22 protein-coding genes and 1 tRNA gene are annotated in these 21,786 nt (G+C 67.0%); 12 read left to right on the top strand and 11 right to left on the bottom strand.

All coding sequences use genetic code 11. The features are described from left to right. Positions 1-29: 29 nt before the first annotated feature. Entirely contained in the window at positions 30-767 is a 738-nt protein-coding gene (locus CFB46_RS00430; protein ID WP_027785176.1) for an SDR family oxidoreductase, read from the bottom strand. A gap of 120 nt (positions 768-887) precedes the next feature. On the opposite strand from CFB46_RS00430, the gene CFB46_RS00425 reads away from it, so the two are divergent. After that, complete coding sequence (locus tag CFB46_RS00425) at positions 888-1,790, top strand: LysR family transcriptional regulator (protein WP_027785175.1); 903 nt, start codon at positions 888-890, stop codon at positions 1,788-1,790. Between the two features lie 30 nt (positions 1,791-1,820). Here CFB46_RS00425 and CFB46_RS35770 read toward each other — a convergent pair whose 3' ends face one another. The 4 genes from CFB46_RS35770 to CFB46_RS00410 form a co-directional block, all read right to left on the bottom strand. Then, positions 1,821-1,988, bottom strand: coding sequence for a hypothetical protein (locus tag CFB46_RS35770; RefSeq protein ID WP_175888615.1), 168 nt, complete (start codon positions 1,986-1,988; stop codon positions 1,821-1,823). Between the two features lie 147 nt (positions 1,989-2,135). Then, a tRNA-Leu gene (locus CFB46_RS00420) sits at positions 2,136-2,220 on the bottom strand. 106 nt (positions 2,221-2,326) lie between these two features. Continuing rightward, on the bottom strand, positions 2,327-3,484 hold the full coding sequence (locus CFB46_RS00415) for an ABC transporter substrate-binding protein (protein ID WP_027785174.1): 1,158 nt from the start codon (positions 3,482-3,484) through the stop codon (positions 2,327-2,329). Positions 3,485-3,554: 70 nt separating this feature from the next. Further along, positions 3,555-4,496 carry a CysB family HTH-type transcriptional regulator gene (locus CFB46_RS00410; protein ID WP_027785173.1) on the bottom strand — a complete coding sequence of 314 codons (942 nt, stop codon included), beginning with the start codon at positions 4,494-4,496 and terminating at the stop codon, positions 3,555-3,557. A 218-nt stretch (positions 4,497-4,714) separates the two neighbouring features. Between CFB46_RS00410 and CFB46_RS00405 the strand changes: the two genes are divergently transcribed. From CFB46_RS00405 to cobA, 6 genes are all read left to right on the top strand, one after another. Beyond that, positions 4,715-6,394 (top strand): nitrite/sulfite reductase, encoded by a 1,680-nt coding sequence (locus tag CFB46_RS00405; RefSeq protein ID WP_027785172.1) that lies wholly within the window; start codon positions 4,715-4,717, stop codon positions 6,392-6,394. A gap of 25 nt (positions 6,395-6,419) precedes the next feature. Then, the gene (locus CFB46_RS00400) at positions 6,420-6,962 is read left to right on the top strand and encodes a DUF934 domain-containing protein (RefSeq protein ID WP_027785171.1); all 543 of its coding nucleotides are present in this window, start codon (positions 6,420-6,422) and stop codon (positions 6,960-6,962) included. Continuing rightward, entirely contained in the window at positions 6,959-7,711 is a 753-nt protein-coding gene (locus CFB46_RS00395; RefSeq protein WP_027785170.1) for a phosphoadenylyl-sulfate reductase, read from the top strand. Before CFB46_RS00400 ends, CFB46_RS00395 begins: the two co-directional genes overlap by 4 nt. Before the next feature lie 75 nt (positions 7,712-7,786). Further along, the gene (cysD, locus tag CFB46_RS00390) at positions 7,787-8,749 is read left to right on the top strand and encodes a sulfate adenylyltransferase subunit CysD (RefSeq protein ID WP_006478076.1); all 963 of its coding nucleotides are present in this window, start codon (positions 7,787-7,789) and stop codon (positions 8,747-8,749) included. 22 nt (positions 8,750-8,771) lie between these two features. Next, positions 8,772-10,088, top strand: coding sequence for a sulfate adenylyltransferase subunit 1 (locus CFB46_RS00385; RefSeq protein ID WP_027785169.1), 1,317 nt, complete (start codon positions 8,772-8,774; stop codon positions 10,086-10,088). Between the two features lie 60 nt (positions 10,089-10,148). Further along, complete coding sequence (gene cobA, locus CFB46_RS00380) at positions 10,149-10,898, top strand: uroporphyrinogen-III C-methyltransferase (RefSeq protein ID WP_027785168.1); 750 nt, start codon at positions 10,149-10,151, stop codon at positions 10,896-10,898. A gap of 84 nt (positions 10,899-10,982) precedes the next feature. Here the strand turns inward: cobA and CFB46_RS00375 are convergent, their stop codons facing one another. From CFB46_RS00375 to lptF, 3 genes are read right to left on the bottom strand one after another with little or no spacing between them, the layout of a single operon-like run. Next, positions 10,983-11,366: a sirohydrochlorin chelatase gene (locus CFB46_RS00375; RefSeq protein WP_027785167.1), complete on the bottom strand. Its 384-nt coding sequence runs from the start codon at positions 11,364-11,366 to the stop codon at positions 10,983-10,985. 27 nt (positions 11,367-11,393) lie between these two features. Next, a complete protein-coding gene (lptG, locus tag CFB46_RS00370; RefSeq protein WP_027785166.1) occupies positions 11,394-12,542 on the bottom strand; it encodes an LPS export ABC transporter permease LptG in 1,149 nt (382 codons plus the stop codon). 3 nt (positions 12,543-12,545) lie between these two features. Then, positions 12,546-13,640 carry an LPS export ABC transporter permease LptF gene (gene lptF / locus CFB46_RS00365; protein WP_027785165.1) on the bottom strand — a complete coding sequence of 365 codons (1,095 nt, stop codon included), beginning with the start codon at positions 13,638-13,640 and terminating at the stop codon, positions 12,546-12,548. Positions 13,641-13,762: 122 nt separating this feature from the next. On the opposite strand from lptF, the gene CFB46_RS00360 reads away from it, so the two are divergent. From CFB46_RS00360 to CFB46_RS00350, 3 genes are read left to right on the top strand one after another with little or no spacing between them, the layout of a single operon-like run. Continuing rightward, the gene (locus CFB46_RS00360) at positions 13,763-15,274 is read left to right on the top strand and encodes a leucyl aminopeptidase (RefSeq protein ID WP_027785164.1); all 1,512 of its coding nucleotides are present in this window, start codon (positions 13,763-13,765) and stop codon (positions 15,272-15,274) included. Positions 15,275-15,308: 34 nt separating this feature from the next. Continuing rightward, positions 15,309-15,725 (top strand): DNA polymerase III subunit chi, encoded by a 417-nt coding sequence (locus CFB46_RS00355; RefSeq protein ID WP_027785163.1) that lies wholly within the window; start codon positions 15,309-15,311, stop codon positions 15,723-15,725. Positions 15,726-15,750: 25 nt separating this feature from the next. After that, positions 15,751-16,506 (top strand): DUF2486 family protein, encoded by a 756-nt coding sequence (locus tag CFB46_RS00350; RefSeq protein ID WP_027785162.1) that lies wholly within the window; start codon positions 15,751-15,753, stop codon positions 16,504-16,506. A 149-nt stretch (positions 16,507-16,655) separates the two neighbouring features. On the opposite strand, the gene CFB46_RS00345 is transcribed toward CFB46_RS00350, so the two are convergent. Together CFB46_RS00345 and ilvD are read right to left on the bottom strand one after the other, a co-directional pair. Further along, positions 16,656-16,982, bottom strand: a complete 327-nt coding sequence (locus tag CFB46_RS00345; RefSeq protein WP_027785161.1) for a c-type cytochrome — start codon at positions 16,980-16,982, stop codon at positions 16,656-16,658. 128 nt (positions 16,983-17,110) lie between these two features. Beyond that, positions 17,111-18,784, bottom strand: coding sequence for a dihydroxy-acid dehydratase (gene ilvD / locus CFB46_RS00340; RefSeq protein ID WP_027785160.1), 1,674 nt, complete (start codon positions 18,782-18,784; stop codon positions 17,111-17,113). A gap of 134 nt (positions 18,785-18,918) precedes the next feature. Between ilvD and CFB46_RS00335 the strand changes: the two genes are divergently transcribed. Beyond that, positions 18,919-19,833, top strand: coding sequence for a LysR substrate-binding domain-containing protein (locus CFB46_RS00335; RefSeq protein WP_027785159.1), 915 nt, complete (start codon positions 18,919-18,921; stop codon positions 19,831-19,833). 89 nt (positions 19,834-19,922) lie between these two features. Then, entirely contained in the window at positions 19,923-20,819 is an 897-nt protein-coding gene (gene lgt, locus CFB46_RS00330; protein ID WP_027785158.1) for a prolipoprotein diacylglyceryl transferase, read from the top strand. A 111-nt stretch (positions 20,820-20,930) separates the two neighbouring features. On the opposite strand, the gene CFB46_RS00325 is transcribed toward lgt, so the two are convergent. Next, positions 20,931-21,671: an SIMPL domain-containing protein gene (locus CFB46_RS00325; RefSeq protein WP_027785157.1), complete on the bottom strand. Its 741-nt coding sequence runs from the start codon at positions 21,669-21,671 to the stop codon at positions 20,931-20,933. Between the last annotated feature and the right edge of the window lie 115 nt (positions 21,672-21,786).

The following is a 21,786-nucleotide window of genomic DNA, read 5'->3' as shown; positions in this document are numbered from 1 at the left end:
TGGAAAGACGAGGGGCAGCGGGCGGTCCGTTAGCACATGCCGCCGTTGGCGCGCAGGATCTGGCCGTTGATCCACGCGCCGTCGGGGCTCGCGAGGAACGCGACGACGCGCGCGATGTCGTCGGGCTGGCCGAGCCGCTCGAGCGGGTTCAGCTTCGCGAGCCGATTGACGAGTTCGGGGCTCTTGCCCTGCAGGAACAACTCGGTCGCGACCGGCCCCGGCGCGACGGCGTTCACGCGGACGCCGCGCCCGCGCATTTCCTGCGCGAGCACCTGCGTGAGGCTTTCGACCGCCGCCTTGCTGGCGACGTACACGCCGTAAGTCGGCATGCGCATGCCGATCACGCTGGTCGACAGGTTGATGATGCGTCCGCCGTCGCGCACCCGTTTTGCCGCTTCGCGGCATACGTTGAACGTGCCTTTCACGTTGATGGCGATCGTTTCGTCGAAGAGCGCATCGTCGCAGTCGGCGATGGCCGCCAGCTTCATCACGCCCGCGGAATTGACCACCACGTCGATGCCGCCGAATGCGTCGCGGGCGGCGTCGAACAGCGCGGCCACGGCGGCCGGGTCGGCGACGTTCGCCTGCACCGCGACGGCATGGCCGCCGTCGGCGACGATCGCGTCGACCACCTCGCGGGCCGGGCCGGCGCTCCCGGCATAGTTGACGACGACCCGGAAGCCGTCCCGGGCGAGCTGGCGGGCGATTTCCGCGCCGATGCCGCGCGACGAACCCGTGACGAGGGCGACCTGTTCCGATGTGCTCATGTCCTGCTCCTGGTGAATGGATGGGTGCCGTTCGATCCGGCGACAGGACTACTGTAGGCTTCCTCGGTGAATAAAAATAATGAATAATGATCAGCCAATGAATGACTAAAAGTATGTCTCATGGGATTCGACAGCAGGCTGCTCAGCGGTATCGGCGTGCTCTCCGCGGTGATCGAGGCCGGCACCTTCGCGCGGGCGGGCGAGGCGATGGGGCTGACTCAGCCGGCGGTGAGCCGCGCCGTCGCCCGGCTGGAAGAGCGGGTCGGCATCCGGATCTTCAACCGGACGGCGCGCGCGATCACGTTGACCGACGAAGGACGACGCTTTTACGAGGCGGTCGCGCCGCTGCTGGCCGGCATCGAGGAGGCGGCGCTCGACGCCGGCGAGTCGAAGGCGCGCGTGAGGGGGCGGTTGCGGGTCAACGTGGACGGCACGTTCGGTCATTACGTGCTGGCGCCGCGGATGGCGGAATTTCTCGATCGCTTTCCCGATCTGTCCGTCGAGATCAGCGTGCGCGACCGGATGGGCGACCTCGTCGCCGACGGCTTCGACGTGGCGGTGCGCTTCGGCATCCCGGAGCCGTCGTCATATCGTGCGCGACTGCTGCTCGAGACGCGCGTGCTGACCTGCGCGTCGGCGGCCTATGTCGAACGTCACGGCGAGCCGCGTCATCCGCGCGATCTCGCGCACGGGCATCGTTGCGTGCTGATTCGCGACCCGGTGACGGGGCGGCCGTATGAATGGGAGTTTCATCGGGGCAAGGAGGTCGTGCCGATCGACGCCGCCGGCAGGCTGATGGTGAACGACACAGGCGGGCTGCTCGGCGCGTGCCTCGGCGGCGCGGGCATCGCGCAATTGCTGGAACTCTACGCGCGGGACATCGTTGCCGACGGGAAGCTGGTCCTGCTGCTGCCGGAGTGGACGGACGAGACATTTCCGCTCTACGCGTATCACCACGCGTCCAATCTCGTTGCCGCGAAGGTGCGCGTGTTTCTCGACTTCGTCCGCGAGTTGACGGTCTGAGTGTCTGCACGGCGAAGGGCGGCCGGCAGGTCATTCGGTGCGATGGGGAATGTTGTCCGGGAACGGATAGGGCGCATGCGGCCCGGGCCAGTCGGGTACCGGCGGCGCGCTCAGCACGTCGCACCCGTCAAGCATGAGCGCCAGCCCCGCGGCGAGCACGCCGCGGCAGATCCGGCATGAAATCGTGCGCATGAACATGGGTGGCCTCCGTGGTCGGCATTCCCTGATGCTTGGACTGCCGGGCGGGATACCTGTTGCGGCGAACGCGGCGCAAAAACAAAAAACCCGCGAAGCGGCGAGCTTGCGCGGGTTTCGACAGTTGCAGCGCATGACGCTGCGAAATACTGGTGCCCAGGGCCGGAATCGAACCGGCACGCCTTGCGGCGGGGGATTTTGAGTCCCCTGCGTCTACCAATTTCACCACCTGGGCTTGATCCTGGCCGCGCATGCGATGTGCAGATTGTGCGCGGCGAAACGCGGATTATGGCGGAAAACCGCGCACCCGGCAAGCAGCCCGGCACCCGGCCGCATACGACTTACTGGCTCAGGTAGACGAACTGGCCATGTTTGACGATCCCCATCACGCTCGCGCGCTGATCGAGCCCCACGTGATCCTTGTCGCTCGTATTGACGACGCCGTTAGGCACGACGAGCTCATGTGCGCGTTCGAGTTCGCGCCGCAGCGCGGCACGGAAGGCCGGCGTGCCGGGCTGCGCGGCCTTCAGCGCGCGACCGACCGCGTCCGCGAGGCGCAGGTACACGCCCGCCGCGTCGCCCGCGAACTGCGTGACGGTGCCTGCGCCATATCGGGCTTCATACGCGTCGACGAATGCCAGCGCGGCCTTGCGCGCCGGATGGTCGGCCGGCAGCGTGCGCGCGACGACGACCGGCTGGGTCGGGAACAGCGTCCCGTCGACGTCCTTGCCGCCGAGCTTGATGAATTCCGGCGTCGCGATCCCGTGGGTCTGGTAGATCGCACCCTTGTAGCCGCGCTCGATCAGCGTGCGCTGCGGCAGCACGGCCGGCGTGCCCGAGCCCGCGATCAGGATCGCATCGGGTTTCGCCGCGATCAGCTTCAGCGCCTGGCCGGTGACGCTCGCGTCGGTGCGGTTGAAGCGCTCGGTCGCGATCACGCGGATCTTGCGCAGGTCCGCGAAGCGCGTGAATTCGTTGAGCCAGCTGTCGCCGTAGCTGTCCGCGAAGCCGATGAAGCCGACCGTCTTCACGCCGTGGTTGGCCATGTAGCGCGTCATCACGTCGGCCATCGCGCTGTCGCTCTGCGCCATCTTGAACGCCCAGGTCCGCGCGCCTTCCTGCGGCTCGACGATCGCGCCCGAGCCGACCAGCGTGATCATTGGCGTCTGCGCGGCGGCCACCGCGTCGAGCGCCGCGAGCGCGGCCGGCGTGATGTTCGGCCCGACCACGACGTCGACGTGATCCTCGTCGACCAGCTTGCGGATGTTGCGCACGGCGGCGCCCGGGTCGGACGCGTCGTCGAGCACCGTGACCTGCACGGGCTGCCCGGCGATCGTCTTCGGCCACATCAGGATCGCGTTCTTGCTGGTGATGCCGATCGCGGCGGCCGGGCCGGTCGACGACAGGTCGACGCCGACCTTCAGGTCGGCATGCGCGGCCGCGCAGGCCAGCACGAGGGCGGCGCCGGCGGCGCGGCGCAACAGGGCGGGAAGCGTCATGCGGGAATCTCCATCTCCGTCGGGCAACAAAAAGGGGCGCAATATGCGCCCCTGTGTTTATACCTGTCCGTCAAAGCTCGTACGATTCGGATTCGCCCTTGAGCGCCTGCTCGATCAGCTTGCGGTTCAGCGTCGGCGACAGCAGTTCGACCAGCGTATACACATAGCTGCGCAGGTAGGCGCCCTGCTTGAGCGCGACGCGCGTCACGTTGCTGCCGAACAGGTGGCCGACCGGAATCAGCCGCAGGCCGCGATCGCGCTCGGGATTGAACGCGATGTCGGCCATGATGCCGACGCCGAGGCCGAGTTCGACGTAGGTCTTGATCACGTCGGCGTCGATCGCCTCGAGCACGATGTCCGGCGACAGCCCGCGCAGCGCGAACGCGTGATTGATCTTCTTGCGGCCCGCGAACGCGTCGTCGTACGTGATCAGCGGATATTGCGCGAGATCGTCCAGCGTGACCGGCTTGCGTTCGAGCAACGGATGGTCGGCCGGCACGACGGCGGCGTGATGCCACTGGAAGCAGGGCAGCGACACGAGTTCCTTGTAGTCGGAGATCGCCTCGGTCGCGATCGCGAGATCGGCCTGGTCGTGGATCACCATCTCGGCCACCTGCGTCGGGCTGCCCTGCAGGATCGACAGGTGCACCTTCGGGAAGCGTTTCTTGAACTCGGCGATCGCGGCCGGCAGCGAGTAGCGGGCCTGCGTGTGGGTCGCCGCGATGGTCAGGTTGCCCTGGTCCTGCGCTGCATAATCTTTTCCGACCCTTTTGAGGCTTTCAACCTCCTGAAGAATCCGCTCGACCGAAGCAAGAATGATCCGGCCCGGCTCGGTGAGCGAGCGCACGCGCTTGCCGTGCCGCGTGAAGATCTCCACGCCCAGCTCGTCCTCGAGCTCGATGATCGCCTTCGATACCCCCGGCTGCGACGTATAGAGCGCCTTGGCGGCCTCGGTGAGGTTGAAATTCTGCCGGACGGCCTCGCGCACGAAGCGGAATTGGTGCAGGTTCATTTATAACCCCTTGGCATATCAAAAGAATTTTTTAGTCGTTTGAAATATAAGGGGAGTTTATTACGATTCACCGGAGTTTTTCAAATATGGATATCTGTTTTCGTCATTAGCAATCCAGCCGGCAGCGGATGGCCGGCGGCGGTGACGACGGAACGGAAATTCGGGCGCGACGTGGCTAGGACGTCGCGCGGTCAACACGAAAACCCTGGGGTCCCCGAATGTATCAGTACGACCAATACGACCAGACGATCGTCGACGAGCGAGTCGCGCAGTACCGCGACCAGGTGCGCCGCCGGCTGTCGGGCGAGTTGAGCGAAGACGAATTCCGTCCGCTGCGTCTGCAGAACGGCCTGTACATGCAGCGTCACGCGTACATGCACCGCATCGCGATTCCGTACGGCAACCTGCGCAGCGAGCAGCTCCGGATGCTGGCCCGCATCGCCCGCGAACACGACCGCGGCTACGGCCACTTCTCGACCCGCTCGAACATCCAGTTCAACTGGATCGAGCTGGAAGAGACGCCCGAGATCCTCGCGAAGCTCGCGTCGGTGCAGATGCACGCGATCCAGACGTCGGGCAACTGCATCCGCAACATCACGGCCGACCAGTTCGCCGGCGTCGCGCAGGACGAAGAGATCGATCCGCGCCCGTGGGCCGAGATCCTGCGCCAGTGGTCGACGTTCCATCCCGAATTCGCTTGGCTGCCGCGCAAGTTCAAGATCGCGGTGTCGGGTTCGAAGCATGACCGCGCGGCCGTGCAGATCCACGACCTCGGCGTGTACCTGAAGAAGAACGCGCAGGGCGAGGTGGTCGCGAGCATCCTCGCGGGCGGCGGCCTCGGCCGTACGCCGATCGTCGGCGCGGTGATCAAGGAAGACCTGCCGTGGCAGCACCTGATCACGTACTGCGAAGCCGTGCTGCGCGTGTACAACCGTTACGGCCGCCGCGACAACCTGTACAAGGCGCGCATCAAGATCCTCGTGAAGGCGCTGTCGCCGGCGAAGTTCGCGCAGCAGGTCGAGGAAGAATGGCAGCACCTGAAGGACGGCCCGTCGACGCTCACGCAGGCCGAGCTCGACCGCGTGTCGCAGTATTTCAAGCCGCCGGTCTACGAGAAGCTGGCCGACACCGACGCATCGTTCGAACAGCATCTGCTCGAGAACAAGGCGTTCGCGCGCTGGGTCGAGCGTAACGTCGCGCCGCACAAGGTGCCCGGTTACGCCGCGGTCACGCTGTCGCTGAAGGATCACCGCGTGGCCCCGGGCGACGCAACCGACGCGCAGATGGATCTGGTCGCCGACTGGGCCGACGCGTACTCGCTCGGCGAACTGCGCGTGTCGCACGAGCAGAACCTGATTCTCGCGAACGTGAAGAAGCGCGACCTGTTCGCGTTGTGGGAAAAGGCGAAGGCAGCCGGTTTCGCGACGCCGAACATCGGCCTGTTGACCGACATCATCGCGTGCCCGGGCGGCGACTTCTGCTCGCTCGCGAACGCGAAGTCGATCCCGATCGCCCTCGCGATCCAGCAGCGTTTCGACGATCTGGATTACGTGTACGACCTCGGCGACCTGTCGCTGAACATTTCCGGTTGCATGAACTCGTGCGGTCATCACCACGTCGGCAACATCGGCATCCTCGGCGTCGACAAGGACGGTGCCGAGTGGTACCAGGTGTCGCTCGGCGGCGAGCAGGGCACGGGCCGCAACGGCGCGCGCCTCGGTCGCGTGATCGGGCCGTCGTTCTCCGCGGAAGAAGTGCCGGACGTGATCGCCAAGCTGATCGACACGTTCGTCGAAGCGCGCATCGACGGCGAGCGCTTCGTCGACACCTACGATCGCATCGGCATCGCGCCGTTCAAGGAGCGCGTGTATGCGGCGCGCCAGGCAGTGAACGCGTAACCAACCGGCTAGAAGGAATTTGCAGATGGCTTCGATTATCAAGAACCGCGCAGTGATCGACGACGCATGGCAGGTCGTGCGCGCGGCGGAAGACGGTGCGCTGCCCGCGGTCGACGCATTGCCGGCCGGCAAGGTGCTGGTGCCGTTCGCGTTGTGGCAGGCCGAGCGCGCGGCGCTCGTCGCCGCGAAGACGAAGGACGAACTCGGCGTGTGGCTCGCGCCGGACAGCGAACCGGCGAACCTCGCGGCCGACTTCGGCGCGATCTCGCTGATCGCCGTCGAGTTCCCGCGCTTCGCGGACGGCCGCGGCTACAGCATCGCGCGCCTGCTGCGCGAACGTCATGGCTGGACCGGCGAGTTGCGCGCGATCGGCGACGTGCTGCGCGACCAACTGCTGTACATGTCGCGTTGCGGCTTCGACGCCTTCGCGGTGCGTGCCGACAAGGACATTCACGACGCGCTGAATGCGTTCACGGAATTCACGCAGCGTTACCAGGGCGCGTTCGACGAGCCGGCGCCGCTGTTCCGCCGCCGCGAGGCCGCGGCCGACAGCAAGGTGAGCGCATGAGCACCGCGACCGCCACCGAACTGACGCCGGAACTCGCCGCGAAGGTCGAGCGCCTCGACACGCTGCTCGCGCAAATCGGCGCCCGTCACGACAAGGTGAAATTCGCGAGCAGCCTCGCGGCGGAAGACATGCTGCTCACGCACGCGATCCTGTCGAAGGGCGTGTCGATCGGCATCTTCTCGCTGAACACGGGGCGCCTGCACGCGGAAACGCTCGGCATGATCGACCGCGTGCGCGAGCGCTACGGCTACGAGATCGAGCAGTTTCATCCGCAGCAGGATGCGGTCGATCAGTACGTCGCCGAGCACGGCCTGAACGCGTTCTACGAGAGCATCGAGCTGCGCAAGTCGTGCTGCCACATCCGCAAGGTCGAGCCGCTGAACCGCGCGCTGTCGGACGTCGGCGCGTGGGTGACGGGCCAGCGCCGCGAGCAGTCGGTCACGCGTGCGGAGCTGCACGAGGAAGAACAGGACGAAGCGCGCGGGATCGCGAAGTACAACCCGCTCGCCGACTGGACGGAAGCCGACGTGTGGGCGTACCTTAACGCGTTCGACGTGCCGGTCAACCCGCTGCATGCGCGCGGCTACCCGAGCATCGGCTGCGAGCCGTGCACGCGCGCGATCCGTCCCGGCGAGGACAGCCGCGCGGGCCGCTGGTGGTGGGAATCGCGCGACACGAAGGAATGCGGGCTGCACATCACGACGATCACGCCGATTCCCGCGAATGCCGAAACCGGCGCCGCGCACTGAAAGCCGACAAGAAACTGAATATTGCGCCGCCTGCGACAGCGGGCGGCACGAACCCGGAAGAGAAGGACTGAAATCATGAGCACGACGCTCGAGCAATCCGCCTTTGCCCCGCCCACCGGCGCCGACAGCCGCATGGGCCACCTCGACTGGCTCGAAGCCGAGTCGATCCACATCCTGCGCGAACTCGTTGCCGAATGCAGCAAGCCGGCGCTGTTGTTCTCGGGCGGCAAGGATTCGGTCGTCGTGCTGCATCTGGCACTGAAGGCGTTCGGCCTCGGCGCGAACCGCAAGACGACGCTGCCGTTCCCGCTCGTGCATATCGACACGGGCCACAACTACGAGGAAGTGATCGACTTCCGCGACCGCCGTGCGCAAGAACTCGGCGCCGAGCTGGTGGTCGGCCACGTCGAGGATTCGATCAAGCGCGGCACGGTCGTCCTGCGCCGCGAAACCGATTCGCGTAACGCCGCGCAGGCCGTCACGCTGCTGGAAACGATCGAGCAGCACGGTTACACGGCGCTGATCGGCGGCGCGCGCCGCGACGAAGAGAAGGCGCGCGCGAAGGAGCGCATCTTCTCGTTCCGCGACGAATTCGGCCAATGGGACCCGAAGGCGCAGCGCCCGGAACTGTGGAGCCTGTACAACGCCCGCCTGCACAAGGGCGAGCATCTGCGCGTGTTCCCGATCTCGAACTGGACCGAGCTCGACGTGTGGCAGTACATCGCGCGCGAGAACCTCGAACTGCCGTCGATCTACTACGCGCACCAGCGCGAGATCGTGCGCCGCAACGGGCTGCTCGTGCCGGTCACGCCGCTCACGCCGATGCGTGACGGCGAGACAAGCGAGCTTGCGCAGGTGCGCTTCCGCACGGTCGGCGACATCAGCTGCACGTGCCCGGTCGAGAGCGACGCGGACGACGTCGAGAAGATCATCGCCGAAACGGCGGTGACCGAGATCACCGAGCGCGGCGCGACCCGAATGGACGACCAGGCGTCCGAAGCGGCGATGGAACAGCGCAAGAAGCAAGGTTATTTCTGAAGCACACGAGGACATTCACATCATGAGCATCATCGAAAATCACGAAGACCTCGGCGTGCTGCGCTTCATCACCGCGGGCAGCGTCGACGACGGCAAGAGCACGCTGATCGGCCGCCTGCTGTACGACAGCAAGGCCGTGCTGTCCGACCAGCTGTCCGCGCTGTCGCGCGCGAAGAACAAGCGCACGGTCGGCGACGAGCTGGATCTCGCGCTGCTGACGGACGGGCTGGAAGCCGAGCGCGAGCAGGGCATCACGATCGACGTCGCGTATCGCTATTTCGCGACCGCGAAGCGCAAGTTCATCATCGCCGACACGCCGGGCCACGAGCAGTACACGCGCAACATGGTGACGGGCGCGTCGACCGCGCACGCGTCGATCATCCTGATCGACGCGACGCGCGTGACGATCGAGAACGGCATCGCGGACCTGCTGCCGCAGACCAAGCGCCACAGCGCGATCGTCAAGCTGCTCGGGCTGCAGCACGTGATCGTCGCGATCAACAAGATGGACCTCGTCGACTACAGCGAGGCGCGTTTCAACGAGATCCGCGACGCGTACGTCGCGCTCGCGAAGCAGCTCGGCCTGACCGACGTGCGCTTCGTGCCAGTGTCGGCGCTGAAGGGCGACAACATCGTCGGCGCGAGCGAGCGCATGCCGTGGTACGCGGGCGAACCGCTCCTCGACGTGCTCGAGTCGCTGCCGGTCGAGACGCAGGCGCATGACGCGCTGCGCTTCCCGGTGCAGTGGGTCGCGCGCCAGGACGGCAGCTCGGCCGACGATTTCCGCGGCTACATGGGCCGGATCGAGTCGGGCGAAGTGAAGGTCGGCGACGCGATCGTCGTGCTGCCGTCGAACCGCACCGCGACGGTTGCGGAGATCGTCGCGCCGGTGCCGGGCGGTACCGCGTCCGTCGCGCACGCGTTGGCGGGCCAGACGGTGACGCTCCGTCTCGCGGAAGATGTCGACGTGTCGCGCGGCGACATGTTCGTCACGACCGCCGAGCCGGTCGAGCCGGCCAAGAAGCTCGAGGCCGACTTGTGCTGGTTCGACGAGACGCCGCTGTCGCAGCAGCGCAAGTACCTGCTGAAGCAGACCACCAGCACGGTGTTCGCGAAGATCGGCTCGGTCAAGCAGGTGCTCGACGTGCATACGCTGTCGCACGCGACCGACCGTCAGGAACTGAAGATGAACGACATCGGCCGCGTGGCGCTGACGCTGCAGAAGCCGATCGTCTGCGACACGTACGATGCGCACCCCGGTACGGGCGCGTTCGTGCTGATCGACGAGGCGACGCATCACACGGTCGCCGCAGGCATGATCCGCGCGTTCTCGGCGTAATCGTCAATCCGCGCGGCGGCGAACCGGCCGCCGCGGCAGGACCCTAGCGAAGCGACAAACATGGGCAAGGTATATCTGATCGGAGCGGGGCCGGGCGCGGCGGACCTCATTACGGTGCGCGGCATGCGGCTGCTCGAGCAGGCCGACGTCGTGCTGCACGACGCGCTCGTCGAGCCCGCGATGCTCGACTATGCGCCGAACGCGCGGAAAATCGCGGTCGGCAAGCGTTGCGGGCAGCGCTCGACCGCGCAGCATTTCATCAACAAGCAGATCGTCGACGCGGCGCGCGAGCATGCGTGCGTGGTGCGGCTGAAGGGCGGCGATCCGATGCTGTTCGGCCGCGCCGAAGAGGAAATGCGCGCGCTCGACGCGGCCGGCATCGACTACGAGGTCGTGCCGGGCATCACCGCGGCGCTGGCCGGCGCGGCGACGCTGAAGCGTTCGCTCACGTTGCGCGGCGTGTCGCGCAGCGTCGCGTTCGCGACGCACAGCCGCGCACCGGGCAGCGACGAGATCCGCGAGGCCGCACGCGCCGATTCGATCGTCTACTACATGGGCCGCGACAGCGCGCCCGGCATCGCGCAGGAATTGATCGACGCCGGCCGTGCGCCGACGACGCCGGTGGCGATCGTCGAGGCATGCAGCACCGCACGCGAACGCACGCTGACGCTGACGCTCGCGCGGATGGCGGCCGGCGACGCGCAGGCGTGGCTCGATCCCGCGGAACCGAGCCTGCTGATGATCGGCGATGCATTCGCCGAACGCACGCGGCAGGCACAGGCGGGCGATCCGATGCGCAATGCCGCCTGAGCGCGGCTCGAGCGCGGTCCCAAACGAAAAAAGCGCCGGCAGATGCCGGCGCTTTTGCGTTGGGGGCGGCGAATGCGTCGGCCGCTACGCGTCGTCGCCGAGCTGGTCGACACAATAGCGCGCGACCGCGTCGAGCACGCCGTCGTCTTCGCCAACGGCCGTCGCGCAGCGGATCTCGACGCCCGGATGTGCGGCGCGGCATGCGTCGACGAGCTGCGGCAGGTCGCGGCGGACATGGCCGCCCTGGCCGAAGAACACGGGCACCACGGTGATGCGGGCGCAGCCGGCCGCGACTTGCGCGGCGACGGCCTCAGCGAGCGACGGCGTCATCAGTTCGAGGAACGCGAGCGACACCTGCGCGGCAGGGGAGCCGGCGCCGCGCAGCCGCGCGGCGAGCCGCTCGAACGGCTCGGCCCAGCGCGGGTCGCGGGCGCCGTGGCCGAACAGGACGATACCGTGCGAATGCATGTCGAAGCCTCCGTCGCGACGCGGCGCTCAGTGCCGGTCGACCCACTTGAGCGCGAACAGGCCGAGCGCGAGATAGATGAGGCCCGGCGTCGCCGCGGTGAGCGGCGCGGGCCACGTGTTCAGCGTGCCGATGTGCGAGAACAGCGTGTTGAGCAGCTGGAAACTCATGCCGAGCATGATCCCGCCGAACACCTTCACGCCGACCACGCCCGCCCGCGTGTGCAGGTACGCGAACGGCAGCGACAGCACGAGCATCACGAATACGGCGAACGGATACAGCAGCTTGCGCCACAGCGCGATGTCGTAGCGCTGCGTGTCCTGCTGGTTTTCCTTCAAGTGCTGGATGTAGCGGAACAGGTTGACGATCGACATGCGCTCCGGCGACACGAGCAGCACCGACAGGATCTGCGGCGTCAGGTCCGAACGCAGCCGGTATTCGGGCAGTGATACCTGCTGCGACCGGAACACGGGGTTCAGCGCGTCGGCCGGCTGGCCGCTGATCGGCTTGATCGGCGTCAGCTCCGTCTCGGTGACGCCCGTCAGCAGCCAGTGGCCGGGCGGCTCGTAGCGGCCGGTTTGCGCGATCCGCACGTTCTGCAGCTGGAATTTCGAGTCGAATTCGTAGATGCGCACGTTGCTGATCGTCGAGTCGGGCGACAGGCTGCCGACGTTCACGAAGCGCGTGACCTGCTCGCCGTTCTCGCGGGCCGCGAGCGTGTCCTTCACCCACACGCCCGACTGGAAGTTCGACGACACCGATGCGCCGAGCGCCTGCAGCCGCACGCGTTCGGACAACTGGTCGGCGTACGGGCCGACGAATTCGCCGATCAGGTAGGTGACGATCACGAGCGGCACGCCGATCTTCAGCAGCGAACGCAGCGCCTGGTTGGTCGCGAGGCCAGACACGCGGAAGATCGTGAATTCCGAGTTCGCGGCCATCTGCGCGAACACGTAGATCGCGCTGATCAGCGCGGCGACCGGGATGATCTCGTAGAAGCGCGACGGCGTCTGCAGCGCGACGCGCAGCACCGCGTAGCCGAACTTGTAGTTGCCGTGCCCGACCGAGTTCAGCTCGCTGATCAGGTCGAAGAAGAAGAACAGACCGGAGAACGCGAACAGGATGAAGATGAACGTGACGTAGATCTGCCGCGCGAAGTACTTTTCATAGAGCCGCATCGATCATGCTCCCGAGCGGCCGAACAGCGCGCGTGTCAACAACGGACGATTGCGCACGCGCAACCAGAAAATGAACGCGACGATCGCCGCGACGAGCACGTGCAAGCCGACGAGACCGACGCCGAACGACATCTTGCCCTGCTCGATCTGCGCCTGCACGACGTTCAGCAGGTTCGAATACGTGAGGTAGATCAGCACGGCCATCACGAGGTTGATCGTGCGGCTGCGGCGCGGGTTCTGGTACGCGAGCGGGATGCCGAGCACCATCAGGTTCAGCGCGATCAGCGGCAGCCCCGCGCGCCACGCGAATTCCGCGAGATTGTCGCGCGTAGGGTTGCGCAGCAGGTCGGGCGTGGGCGTGCTGTTGGTGGTCTGGACGTTGACGACCGGCTTGCTGGTGATCTTCACGCCGTAGCGCTCGAACTCCATGATCTTGAAGTTCGGCTGGCCGGGCGTGCCGTCGTAGCGGCGGCCGTCTTCGAGGACGACGAAACGATCGCCGTCCTTCGAGGTTTCCGTATGGCCCGTCTGCGACACGACCACGTTGAGCTTGCCGTTTTCCGTCGACGTGACGAATACGTTCTGGACCTTGCTCTGGTCGGGCGTCATCTTCTCGATGAAGAACACGCGATGGTTCGCGGCCGATTCGCGGAACTGGCCCGGCGCGAGCAGCGAGATTTCGTCGCGCTGCTGGAAGCGCGCGCGGATCATCTTGCTCTGCTGGTTCGACCACGGCCAGCCGACGAACGCGAAGAACGTGATCAGCAGGATGATCGGCGCGGCGAACACGCCGATCGGCTTGATGAGGCGCGTGAGGCTCACGCCCGATGCGAGCCACACCACCATTTCGGAGTCCCGGTACCACCGGGTCAGCACGAACAGGATCGACACGAACAGCGTGACGACGAGCATCACGGCGAGGTAGCCGATCACGGTGAGGCCGATCAGCACGAGTACGTCCCGCGGATCGATTTCGCCGGACGCGGCGTAGCCGACGATGCGAATCATCATCGTCGTGAGCATGATCGTGAGCAGCACCATGAACACGGCACCAGCCGTATACGCAAGCTCGCGCTGGAGGGAGCGTTCGAAGATCATTCTTGATGAGAAGAGGGCGGGAGGCTGCGCACGCGTGGTGGAGCGCTCGCGCCGCCACGGGAAAAATAGCGGATAATTGCGGCTTTCATCCTTAGCCCAGATTTTATCCGAGGACAAGCGCGATGGACTTTAGCATAAAAGGCTGTGATTGGAGCAAAGGCGAGGCCAAGGGGTTCCTGACCGGGAAGTCCGACTGCATCGTGCTCGGCATCTTCGAGGCGCAAACCCTGTCGGGCGCGGCGCTCGACATCGACACGGCCACCAAGGGGCTGATCTCGCGCGTCGTGAAGGCCGGCGACATGGACGGCAAGCGCGGCAAGACGCTGTTCCTGCACGAAGTGTCGGGCATCGGCGCGTCGCGCGTGCTGCTCGTCGGGCTCGGCAAGCAGGATGCTTTCAATCAGAAAGCCTACAACGACGCCGTGACGGCCGCCTGGCGCGCGCTGCTGGCGACCAAGGTCGTCCAGGTCACGTTCTCGCTCGCGCAACTGCCGGTCGACGAGCGCAGCTCCGACTGGGGCGTGCGCGCCGCGATCCTCGCGCTGCGCAACGAGACCTACCGCTTCACGCAGATGAAGAGCAAGCCGGAACCGGCGTCGCACACGCTCAAGCGCGTCGTGTTCAGCGTCGACCCGGCGGACGAAAAGGCCGCGAAGGTCGCGGTCAAGCAGGCCGTCGCGCTCGCGAACGGGATGGATCTCACCCGCGATCTCGGCAACCTGCCCGGTAACGTCTGCACGCCGACCTATCTCGGCAACACCGCGAAGAAGATCGCGAAGGATTGGGGCCTGAAGGCCGAAGTCCTCGGGCTCAAGCAGATCCAGGCGCTGAAGATGGGGTCGTTCCTGTCGGTCGCGCGCGCGTCGGTCGAGCCGCCGCAATTCATCGTGCTGCACTACCAGGGCGCCGCCGCGAAGGCCGCGCCGGTCGTGCTGGTCGGCAAGGGCATCACGTTCGATACGGGCGGCATCTCGCTGAAGCCGGGCGAAGCCATGGACGAGATGAAGTACGACATGTGCGGCGCGGGCTCGGTGCTCGGCACGATCCGTGCGGTGGCCGAGATGGGCCTGAAGATCAACGTCGTCGCGATCGTGCCGACCTGCGAGAACATGCCGGGCGGCAACGCGACGAAGCCGGGCGACATCGTCACCAGCATGAAGGGGCTGACGATCGAGGTGCTGAACACCGACGCCGAAGGCCGCCTGATCCTGTGCGACGCACTCACGTATGCCGAGCGCTTCAAGCCGGCCGCCGTGATCGACGTCGCGACGTTGACGGGCGCATGCGTGATCGCGCTGGGCGGCCACAACAGCGGGCTGTTCTCGACGAACGACGCGCTCGCGGGCGAACTGCTCGACGCGTCGCGCGAGGCGAGCGACCCGGCATGGCGCATGCCGCTCGACGACGAGTACCAGGATCAGCTGAAGTCGAATTTCGCGGATCTCGCGAACATCGGCGGGCGTCCGGCCGGCGCCGTGACGGCCGCGTGCTTCCTGTCGCGCTTCACCGAGAGCTATCCGTGGGCTCACCTCGACATCGCGGGCACCGCATGGAAGGGCGGCGCCGCGAAGGGCGCGACGGGCCGTCCGGTGCCGTTGCTCGCGCAGTTCCTGATCGACCGCGCCGGCCAGTGATGGCGGGGCTGACGACGCTGCGGGTGCGCGGGCAATGACGCGAATCGATTTCCACTCGAACGTCGGCGATTCGCTCGCGTACGCGTGCCGGCTGCTGCGCAAGGCCTATCAGGCCGGGCAGCCGGTCGTCGTGCTCGCCGAGCCCGCGCGCCTGCGCGCGCTCGACGAGCGGCTCTGGACGTTCTCGCCGCTCGATTTCATCCCGCATTGCGGCGTCGACAGCGAGCACGCCGCCGGCACGCCGATCGTGCTGGCCGCCGATCTCGACCGCGTGCCGCATCATCACGTGCTGCTGAACCTCGGCGCGACCGTGCCCGCGCAGTTCGCCCGCTTCGAGCGCCTGCTCGAAGTGGTCGGCAACGTGCCGGACGAGCTGGCCGCGGGCCGCGAGCGCTACCGGTTCTACCGTGACCGCGGCTATGCGCTGAACAACTACAAGCAGGGCGGCTAGCCGCAACCGTCGACGGAGTGTTCCCGTGACAGAAGCCGATTCATCCTCGATCCCGACGCTGACCGACGTGCTGGTGCCGGGCAAGCCGGCGCCGGCGCGCTCGCCCGCGTCCGCCGCCCCCCGGCCGCACGATGACGCGGCGATTCCGGTGCTCACCGACGTGATCACGCCGGCCGCCGCCGGTGCCGCGCCGGCTGAATCCGATAAAACCGAAGCCGACCCCGATTCCGTCATGGTCGAACCCGTGCCGACACCGCACGTGCCGACCGTGGAGCTGCCGGGCGATGCGGCAACGGCAACCGCCGCGGGTGAGACCGATGCGCCGGCCGAGCCCGGCGCCGCGGAGCACGTGGTCGCCGAAGACGCGGCGGCGATGACGGCGCCGCTGCGCTCGTCGCTGGTCGATGACGACACGCCGCCGCACACGTTCGCCGCGATGGCGCGCGAGGCGGCCGCATACGTGCCCGAGCCGGCGATGCCGGAGGCGGCCCTGCCGAGCGCAGCGCCGCAGCCGGATGCGCAGGCCGCAGTCGCGCTGACACCGGAAGATGCGCAGCACATCGCCGAACGGCTTCGCAATCGCCTGACGAACTATCTGACCGGGGCAGGGCGCGAGGCCATCGAAGCGCGTTGTCGCGATGCGCTGCACGAGCATTCGGCCTGGCTGGTCGGCCAGGTCACGCGCGAAGTCGCACTCGCGCTGGAAACCGAAGTGATGGACTGGGTGCGCGATGCGGTCGATGAAGAGATCGCCCGTCGTCGCGCCGGCCATTCCGGCTGAACGCGCAATCGTTCGCGGTGGCGAAAAAGAGGGTGCAGGTTCGGTAAGCGCCTGCTAAGCCCGCCGGGGAGGCGCGCTGGTTGGTCGGGCCGGCCCGTCCTCTTGCGACGTCCTGCACCCAATGCGGGTACGCCGCGCGGGTATCCGCTTCAGCGTACCGACAGCACCCACTGAGCGAGCGTGTGGGCCTCGGTGCTCGTCAGTTGCGTATTGGCGGGCATCGGCACGCTGCCCCATACGCCGACGCTGCCTTTCACGATCGATTGCGCCAGGTAATCGGCGCCGTCGCCGCGCGTCGCGTACTTGCCGGCGATGTCGCGGAACGACGGACCCATCAGCGGCTTGCCGATCGCATGGCAGGCCATGCAATTCTTGCGCTGCGCCAGCGCGAGCCCGTCGGCCTGGTCAGCATGCGCCGCCGCCGCGCTGCCGGTCAGCAGCATGGCGAGCAGCACGCGCGATATCGTCTGTTTCATGCGGTTCTCCGCCGGCGGGGACGGCCGGCTTCATGGTCCGCGCATTATAGAAGCAAAGGGGAAGCACGTTTTGCGCGTTCCCCCCGGGCGGCCCGATTATCGGGGCCGCATGCCGTGGCGCCTGTGCATCAACCCGTGACCGCCCCCAGGTTCGCCGGCCGGGCGAGCGCCGCGAATTTGGCGAGCACGCCGCGCGTATAGCGGGGCGCCGGCTGCTGCCACGCAGCGCGGCGGCGCGCGAGTTCCGCATCGTCGACGTTCAGTTGCAGCAGCAGCCGGTGCGCGTCGATCGTGATCGAATCGCCTTCCTGCACCAGTGCGATCGTGCCGCCGACGAACGCCTCCGGCGCGACGTGGCCGACCACCATGCCCCAGGTGCCGCCCGAGAAGCGGCCGTCCGTGATGAAGCCGACCGATTCGCCGAGCCCCTTGCCGATGATCGCGGACGTCGGTGCGAGCATTTCCGGCATGCCGGGGCCGCCCTGCGGGCCGAGGTAGCGCAGCACGAGGATGTCGCCCGCGCGGATCCGGTCGCCGAGGATCGCATCCATCGCGCTCTGCTCGTCGTCGAACACGCGCGCCGGGCCCGTGATCACCGGGTTCTTCAGGCCGGTGATCTTCGCGACCGCGCCGTCTTCCGCGAGATTGCCCTTCAGGATCGCGAGATGGCCTTCCTTGTACAGCGCGCGGTCGATCGGGAAGATCACGTCCTGATCCGCGCGCGGCACGCTCGGTACGTCCTTCAACTCGTCGGCGATCGTGCGGCCGGTGATCGTCATGCAGTCGCCGTGCAGCAGCCCCGCATCGAGCAGGATCTTCAGCACCTGCGGAATCCCGCCGGCCCGGTGCAGGTCGGTCGCGACGTACTTTCCCGACGGCTTCAGGTCGCAGATCACCGGTACGCGCTTGCGGATGCGCTCGAAGTCGTCGATCGTCCAGTCGACCTCGGCCGCGTGCGCGATCGCGAGATAGTGCAGCACCGCATTGGTCGAGCCGCCGGTGGCCATGATCACCGACACCGCGTTCTCGATCGATGCCTTCGTGATGATGTCGCGCGGTTTGAGGTCGCGCTTCACGGCCTCGACCAGCACCCGCGCCGATTCGGCGGCCGAATTGACCTTCTCCTGATCGGGGTTCGCCATCGTCGACGAATACAGCAGCGACATGCCGAGCGCCTCGAACGATGAACTCATCGTGTTCGCGGTGTACATGCCGCCGCACGAACCGGACGTCGGGCATGCGTTTTTTTCGACGCCTTCGAAGTCCTCCTGCGACATCCGGCCCGCGGTGAATTCGCCGACGGCTTCGAACGACGACACGATCGTCAGGTCGCGGCCCTTCCAGTTGCCGGGGCGGATCGTGCCGCCGTAGACATAGATGCCCGGCACGTTCAGGCGCGCGAGCGCGATCATGCCGCCGGGCATGTTCTTGTCGCAGCCGCCGACCACCACCACGCCGTCCATCCACTGGCCCTGCACGCAGGTCTCGATGCAGTCGGCGATCACTTCGCGCGACACGAGCGAGTACTTCATCCCTTCGGTGCCCATCGACATGCCGTCCGAAATCGTCGGCGTGCCGAAGATCTGCGGGTTCGCGCCGGCCGCCTTGACGGCGTCGACGGCTGCGTCCGACAGGCGCTGCAAACCGGAATTGCACGGCGTGATCGTCGAATGGCCGTTCGCGATGCCGACCATCGGCTTGTCGAAATCGTCCTTCTGGTAGCCGAGGGCGTAATACATCGAGCGGTTCGGCGAACGGGCCACGCCTTGCGTGATGTGCTTCGAGCGACGGTTGTACGACATGGGGGACTCCATCGTTGTGTGGGCGTCGCTCGGGAGGGCGCGCCGGTTCGGGTCGAACAAGCATGGAGTTTCCCGATTGGGATGTCCAATATATTATTTGTCGCCTATTAAGTCGTTTTGCGAATGAGTCGAACATGGCCGATCTGATCCCCGACCTGCGCCAGTGGCGCTATTTCGTGACCGTCGCCGACGAGCGCCATTTCGGCCGTGCGGCCGAGCGCCTGTCGATGACGCAGCCGCCGCTGTCGCAGGCGATCCGCGCGCTCGAGGACGCGCTGGGCGTCGCGCTGTTCGTGCGCACCAAGCGCTCGGTGGCGCTCACGGCGGTCGGCGCGGCGCTGCTGCCCGACGTGCGCCGGCTGCTGGCGTCGGCCGATGCGCTGCCGCCGCTGGCGCGGCGGCTCGCGCGCGGCGAGGCCGGTTCGTTGTCGCTCGCGTTCGTGTCGACCGCCGATTACGGGCTGTTGCCGTCGTTGCTGCGTGCCTTCGGCGCGCGCTATCCGCAGGTGCGGCTGCAACTGGTGGAAGCGACGAGCGACGTGCAGATCGACGAACTCGTCGCCGGGCGCATCGACGCCGGGCTCGTCATTCCGCCCGTGCCGCCGCGTCACGCGGCCGGGTTGTCGTACCTGCCCGTCGTGCGCGAGCCGCTGGTGGTCGCGATGCCGAGTACGGCCTCCGACGCGCCCGAGGATGAGCCCGTGCAGCTTGCCGACGTCGCCGCGTTGCCGCTCGTGATCTTTCCGCGTCGTTTGGCGCCCGGCTTTTATGACATCATTACGGGCTGCTACGGCGCGGCGGGGGAAACCCCGCGCATCGGCCAGGAGGCCATCCAGATGCAGACGATCGTCAGCCTCGTGTCGGCCGGCATGGGCGTCGCACTGGTGCCGCAATCGCTGCGTAACCTGCGGCGCACCGGCGTGGTCTACCGGCCGCTGGCCGGCCATGCGCCGGTCGTCGAGACGGGCCTCGTGTGGCGCACCGGCGACGTGAGCCCCGTGCTCGCCGGGTTCATCGACGTCGTGCGCGCGCAGGGTCTTGCCGCGTGACGTGAACGATGGCGTGCCGGCGCCGTCCAACGCGCGGTGCTGCGCGCGTGCGACGGCCGTACCGTATTCGAAAACTTCTTCGCTAATCCATGATCATTCACCCGAATTTCGACCCCGTTGCGATCCATCTCGGGCCGCTGGCCGTGCGCTGGTACGGCCTCATGTATCTCGTCGGCTTCATCGCGGCGATCGTCGTCGGCCGGATCCGCCTGAAGCTGCCGCATGTCGCGGCGCAGGGCTGGACCGCGAAGGACATCGACGACATGATGTTCTACGGCGTGCTCGGCACCGTGCTCGGCGGCCGGCTCGGCTACGTGCTGTTCTACAAGGCCGATTTCTACTTCTCGCATCCGCTCGACGTGTTCAAGGTGTGGGAAGGCGGCATGTCGTTTCACGGCGGCTTCCTCGGCGTGACGCTCGCGATGATGCTGTTCGCGTGGCAGCGCAAGCGGCACTGGCTCCAGGTCACCGATTTCGTCGCGCCGATGGTGCCGACGGGGCTTGCGGCCGGGCGCCTCGGCAACTTCATCAACGGAGAGCTGTGGGGCCGCGTGACCGACCCGACGTCGCCTTGGGCGATGCTGTTCCCGGGCGCGATGCGCGACGATGCGGCATGGTTGCCGAAACATCCGGAGCTCGTCGAGAAGTGGCATCTCGCCGACGTGTTCATGCAATACCAGATGCTGCCGCGCCATCCTTCGCAGCTCTATGAAATCGCGCTCGAGGGGATCGCGCTGTTCTTCGTGCTGTTCTTGTTCGCGCGCAAGCCGCGGCCGATGGGCGCGATATCCGCGCTGTTCCTGATCGGTTATGGCCTCGCACGTTTCACGGTCGAGTTCGCGCGCGAGCCGGACGACTTCCTCGGGCTGCTCGCCCTCGGCCTGTCGATGGGACAGTGGTTGTCGCTGCCGATGATTCTCGCGGGTATCGCGCTGATGGTCTGGGCGTATCGCCGCCGCGCGGCGAACGCGAATGCGACTGCATGACGGGGTATCGATGTACGCGTGATCGACGCGTGCATCGGCTACCCGGACGCGCATGAAAAACGCCGGCCCTCGGGCCGGCGTTTTTCGTTTCCGACAGCCGCGCGATGCGCGTTACTTCATCTGCACCGAGCCGTTGACGGTGACCGACACGGTGGCCTTGCCGCCTTCGACCGCGATCGGCGCGCTCATCTTCGCGCTGTCCATCGGCGCCGCGGCCATCGCCATCATGCGCGTGTACGGCTGCACGTTGCGGCCGCTGCCGACGTTCACGTCGCGGATCGTGTAGCTGCTGTAGCCGAACGCCTTCGCGGCTTCGTCCGCGCGGGCGCGGAACGACTTGATCGCGTCGGTCGTGAGCTTCTGCTCGGCCGTGCGCTGCGCTTCCGGCGACAGCGAGAACTCGACGTTCGCGACCTGCATCAGGTTCGACAACTGGCCTGCCAGCTTCGACGCCGCGGCGAAATCGCGCGATTCGAGCGCGACCTCGGTGCGCCCGCGCCATGCGGAGATCTTCCCGTCGCGATCGGTGCTCGGATACACGGAGAACGCGCCCGTGTGCGCGGTGACGCCCGACACGCCCTTCGCCTGCGACAGGGCCGCGTCCGCGCGCTGGTTCAACTGCGCGGTGAGGCTGCCCGGATCCTTGGCCTGCTGCTCGTAGAACAGCGTGATGTGGATGATGTCCTGCGGCACGTCGGCACTGGCCTGCGACGAAAGCGACAGCACGCCCGCCGGCTCCGGAAAGTGCGGGTTCGCCGCCTGGGCGTGCGCGGCGGGCGACGCGAGCGTCAGCGCGACGGGAACGGCGGCGGCGAGGGCGAGCGACAGCGCGAGTGCGGTTTTCTTGGTCATTGTTGGACTCCTTGTGCGAGGGCGCGCACGCGGGTCACGCGTGCGCGACGCGGGCGTACCGCGCGACGAAAAAACGACAGCCGGCCCGATCGGCCGACAGCGGTTGCTTAGGCTG

Origin of the sequence: Burkholderia sp. HI2761 (assembly GCF_002223355.1) — a bacterium.
In the GTDB taxonomy this organism is placed as follows: Bacteria; Pseudomonadota; Gammaproteobacteria; order Burkholderiales; family Burkholderiaceae; genus Burkholderia.
This window is presented reverse-complemented; position numbering and strand designations above follow the sequence as displayed.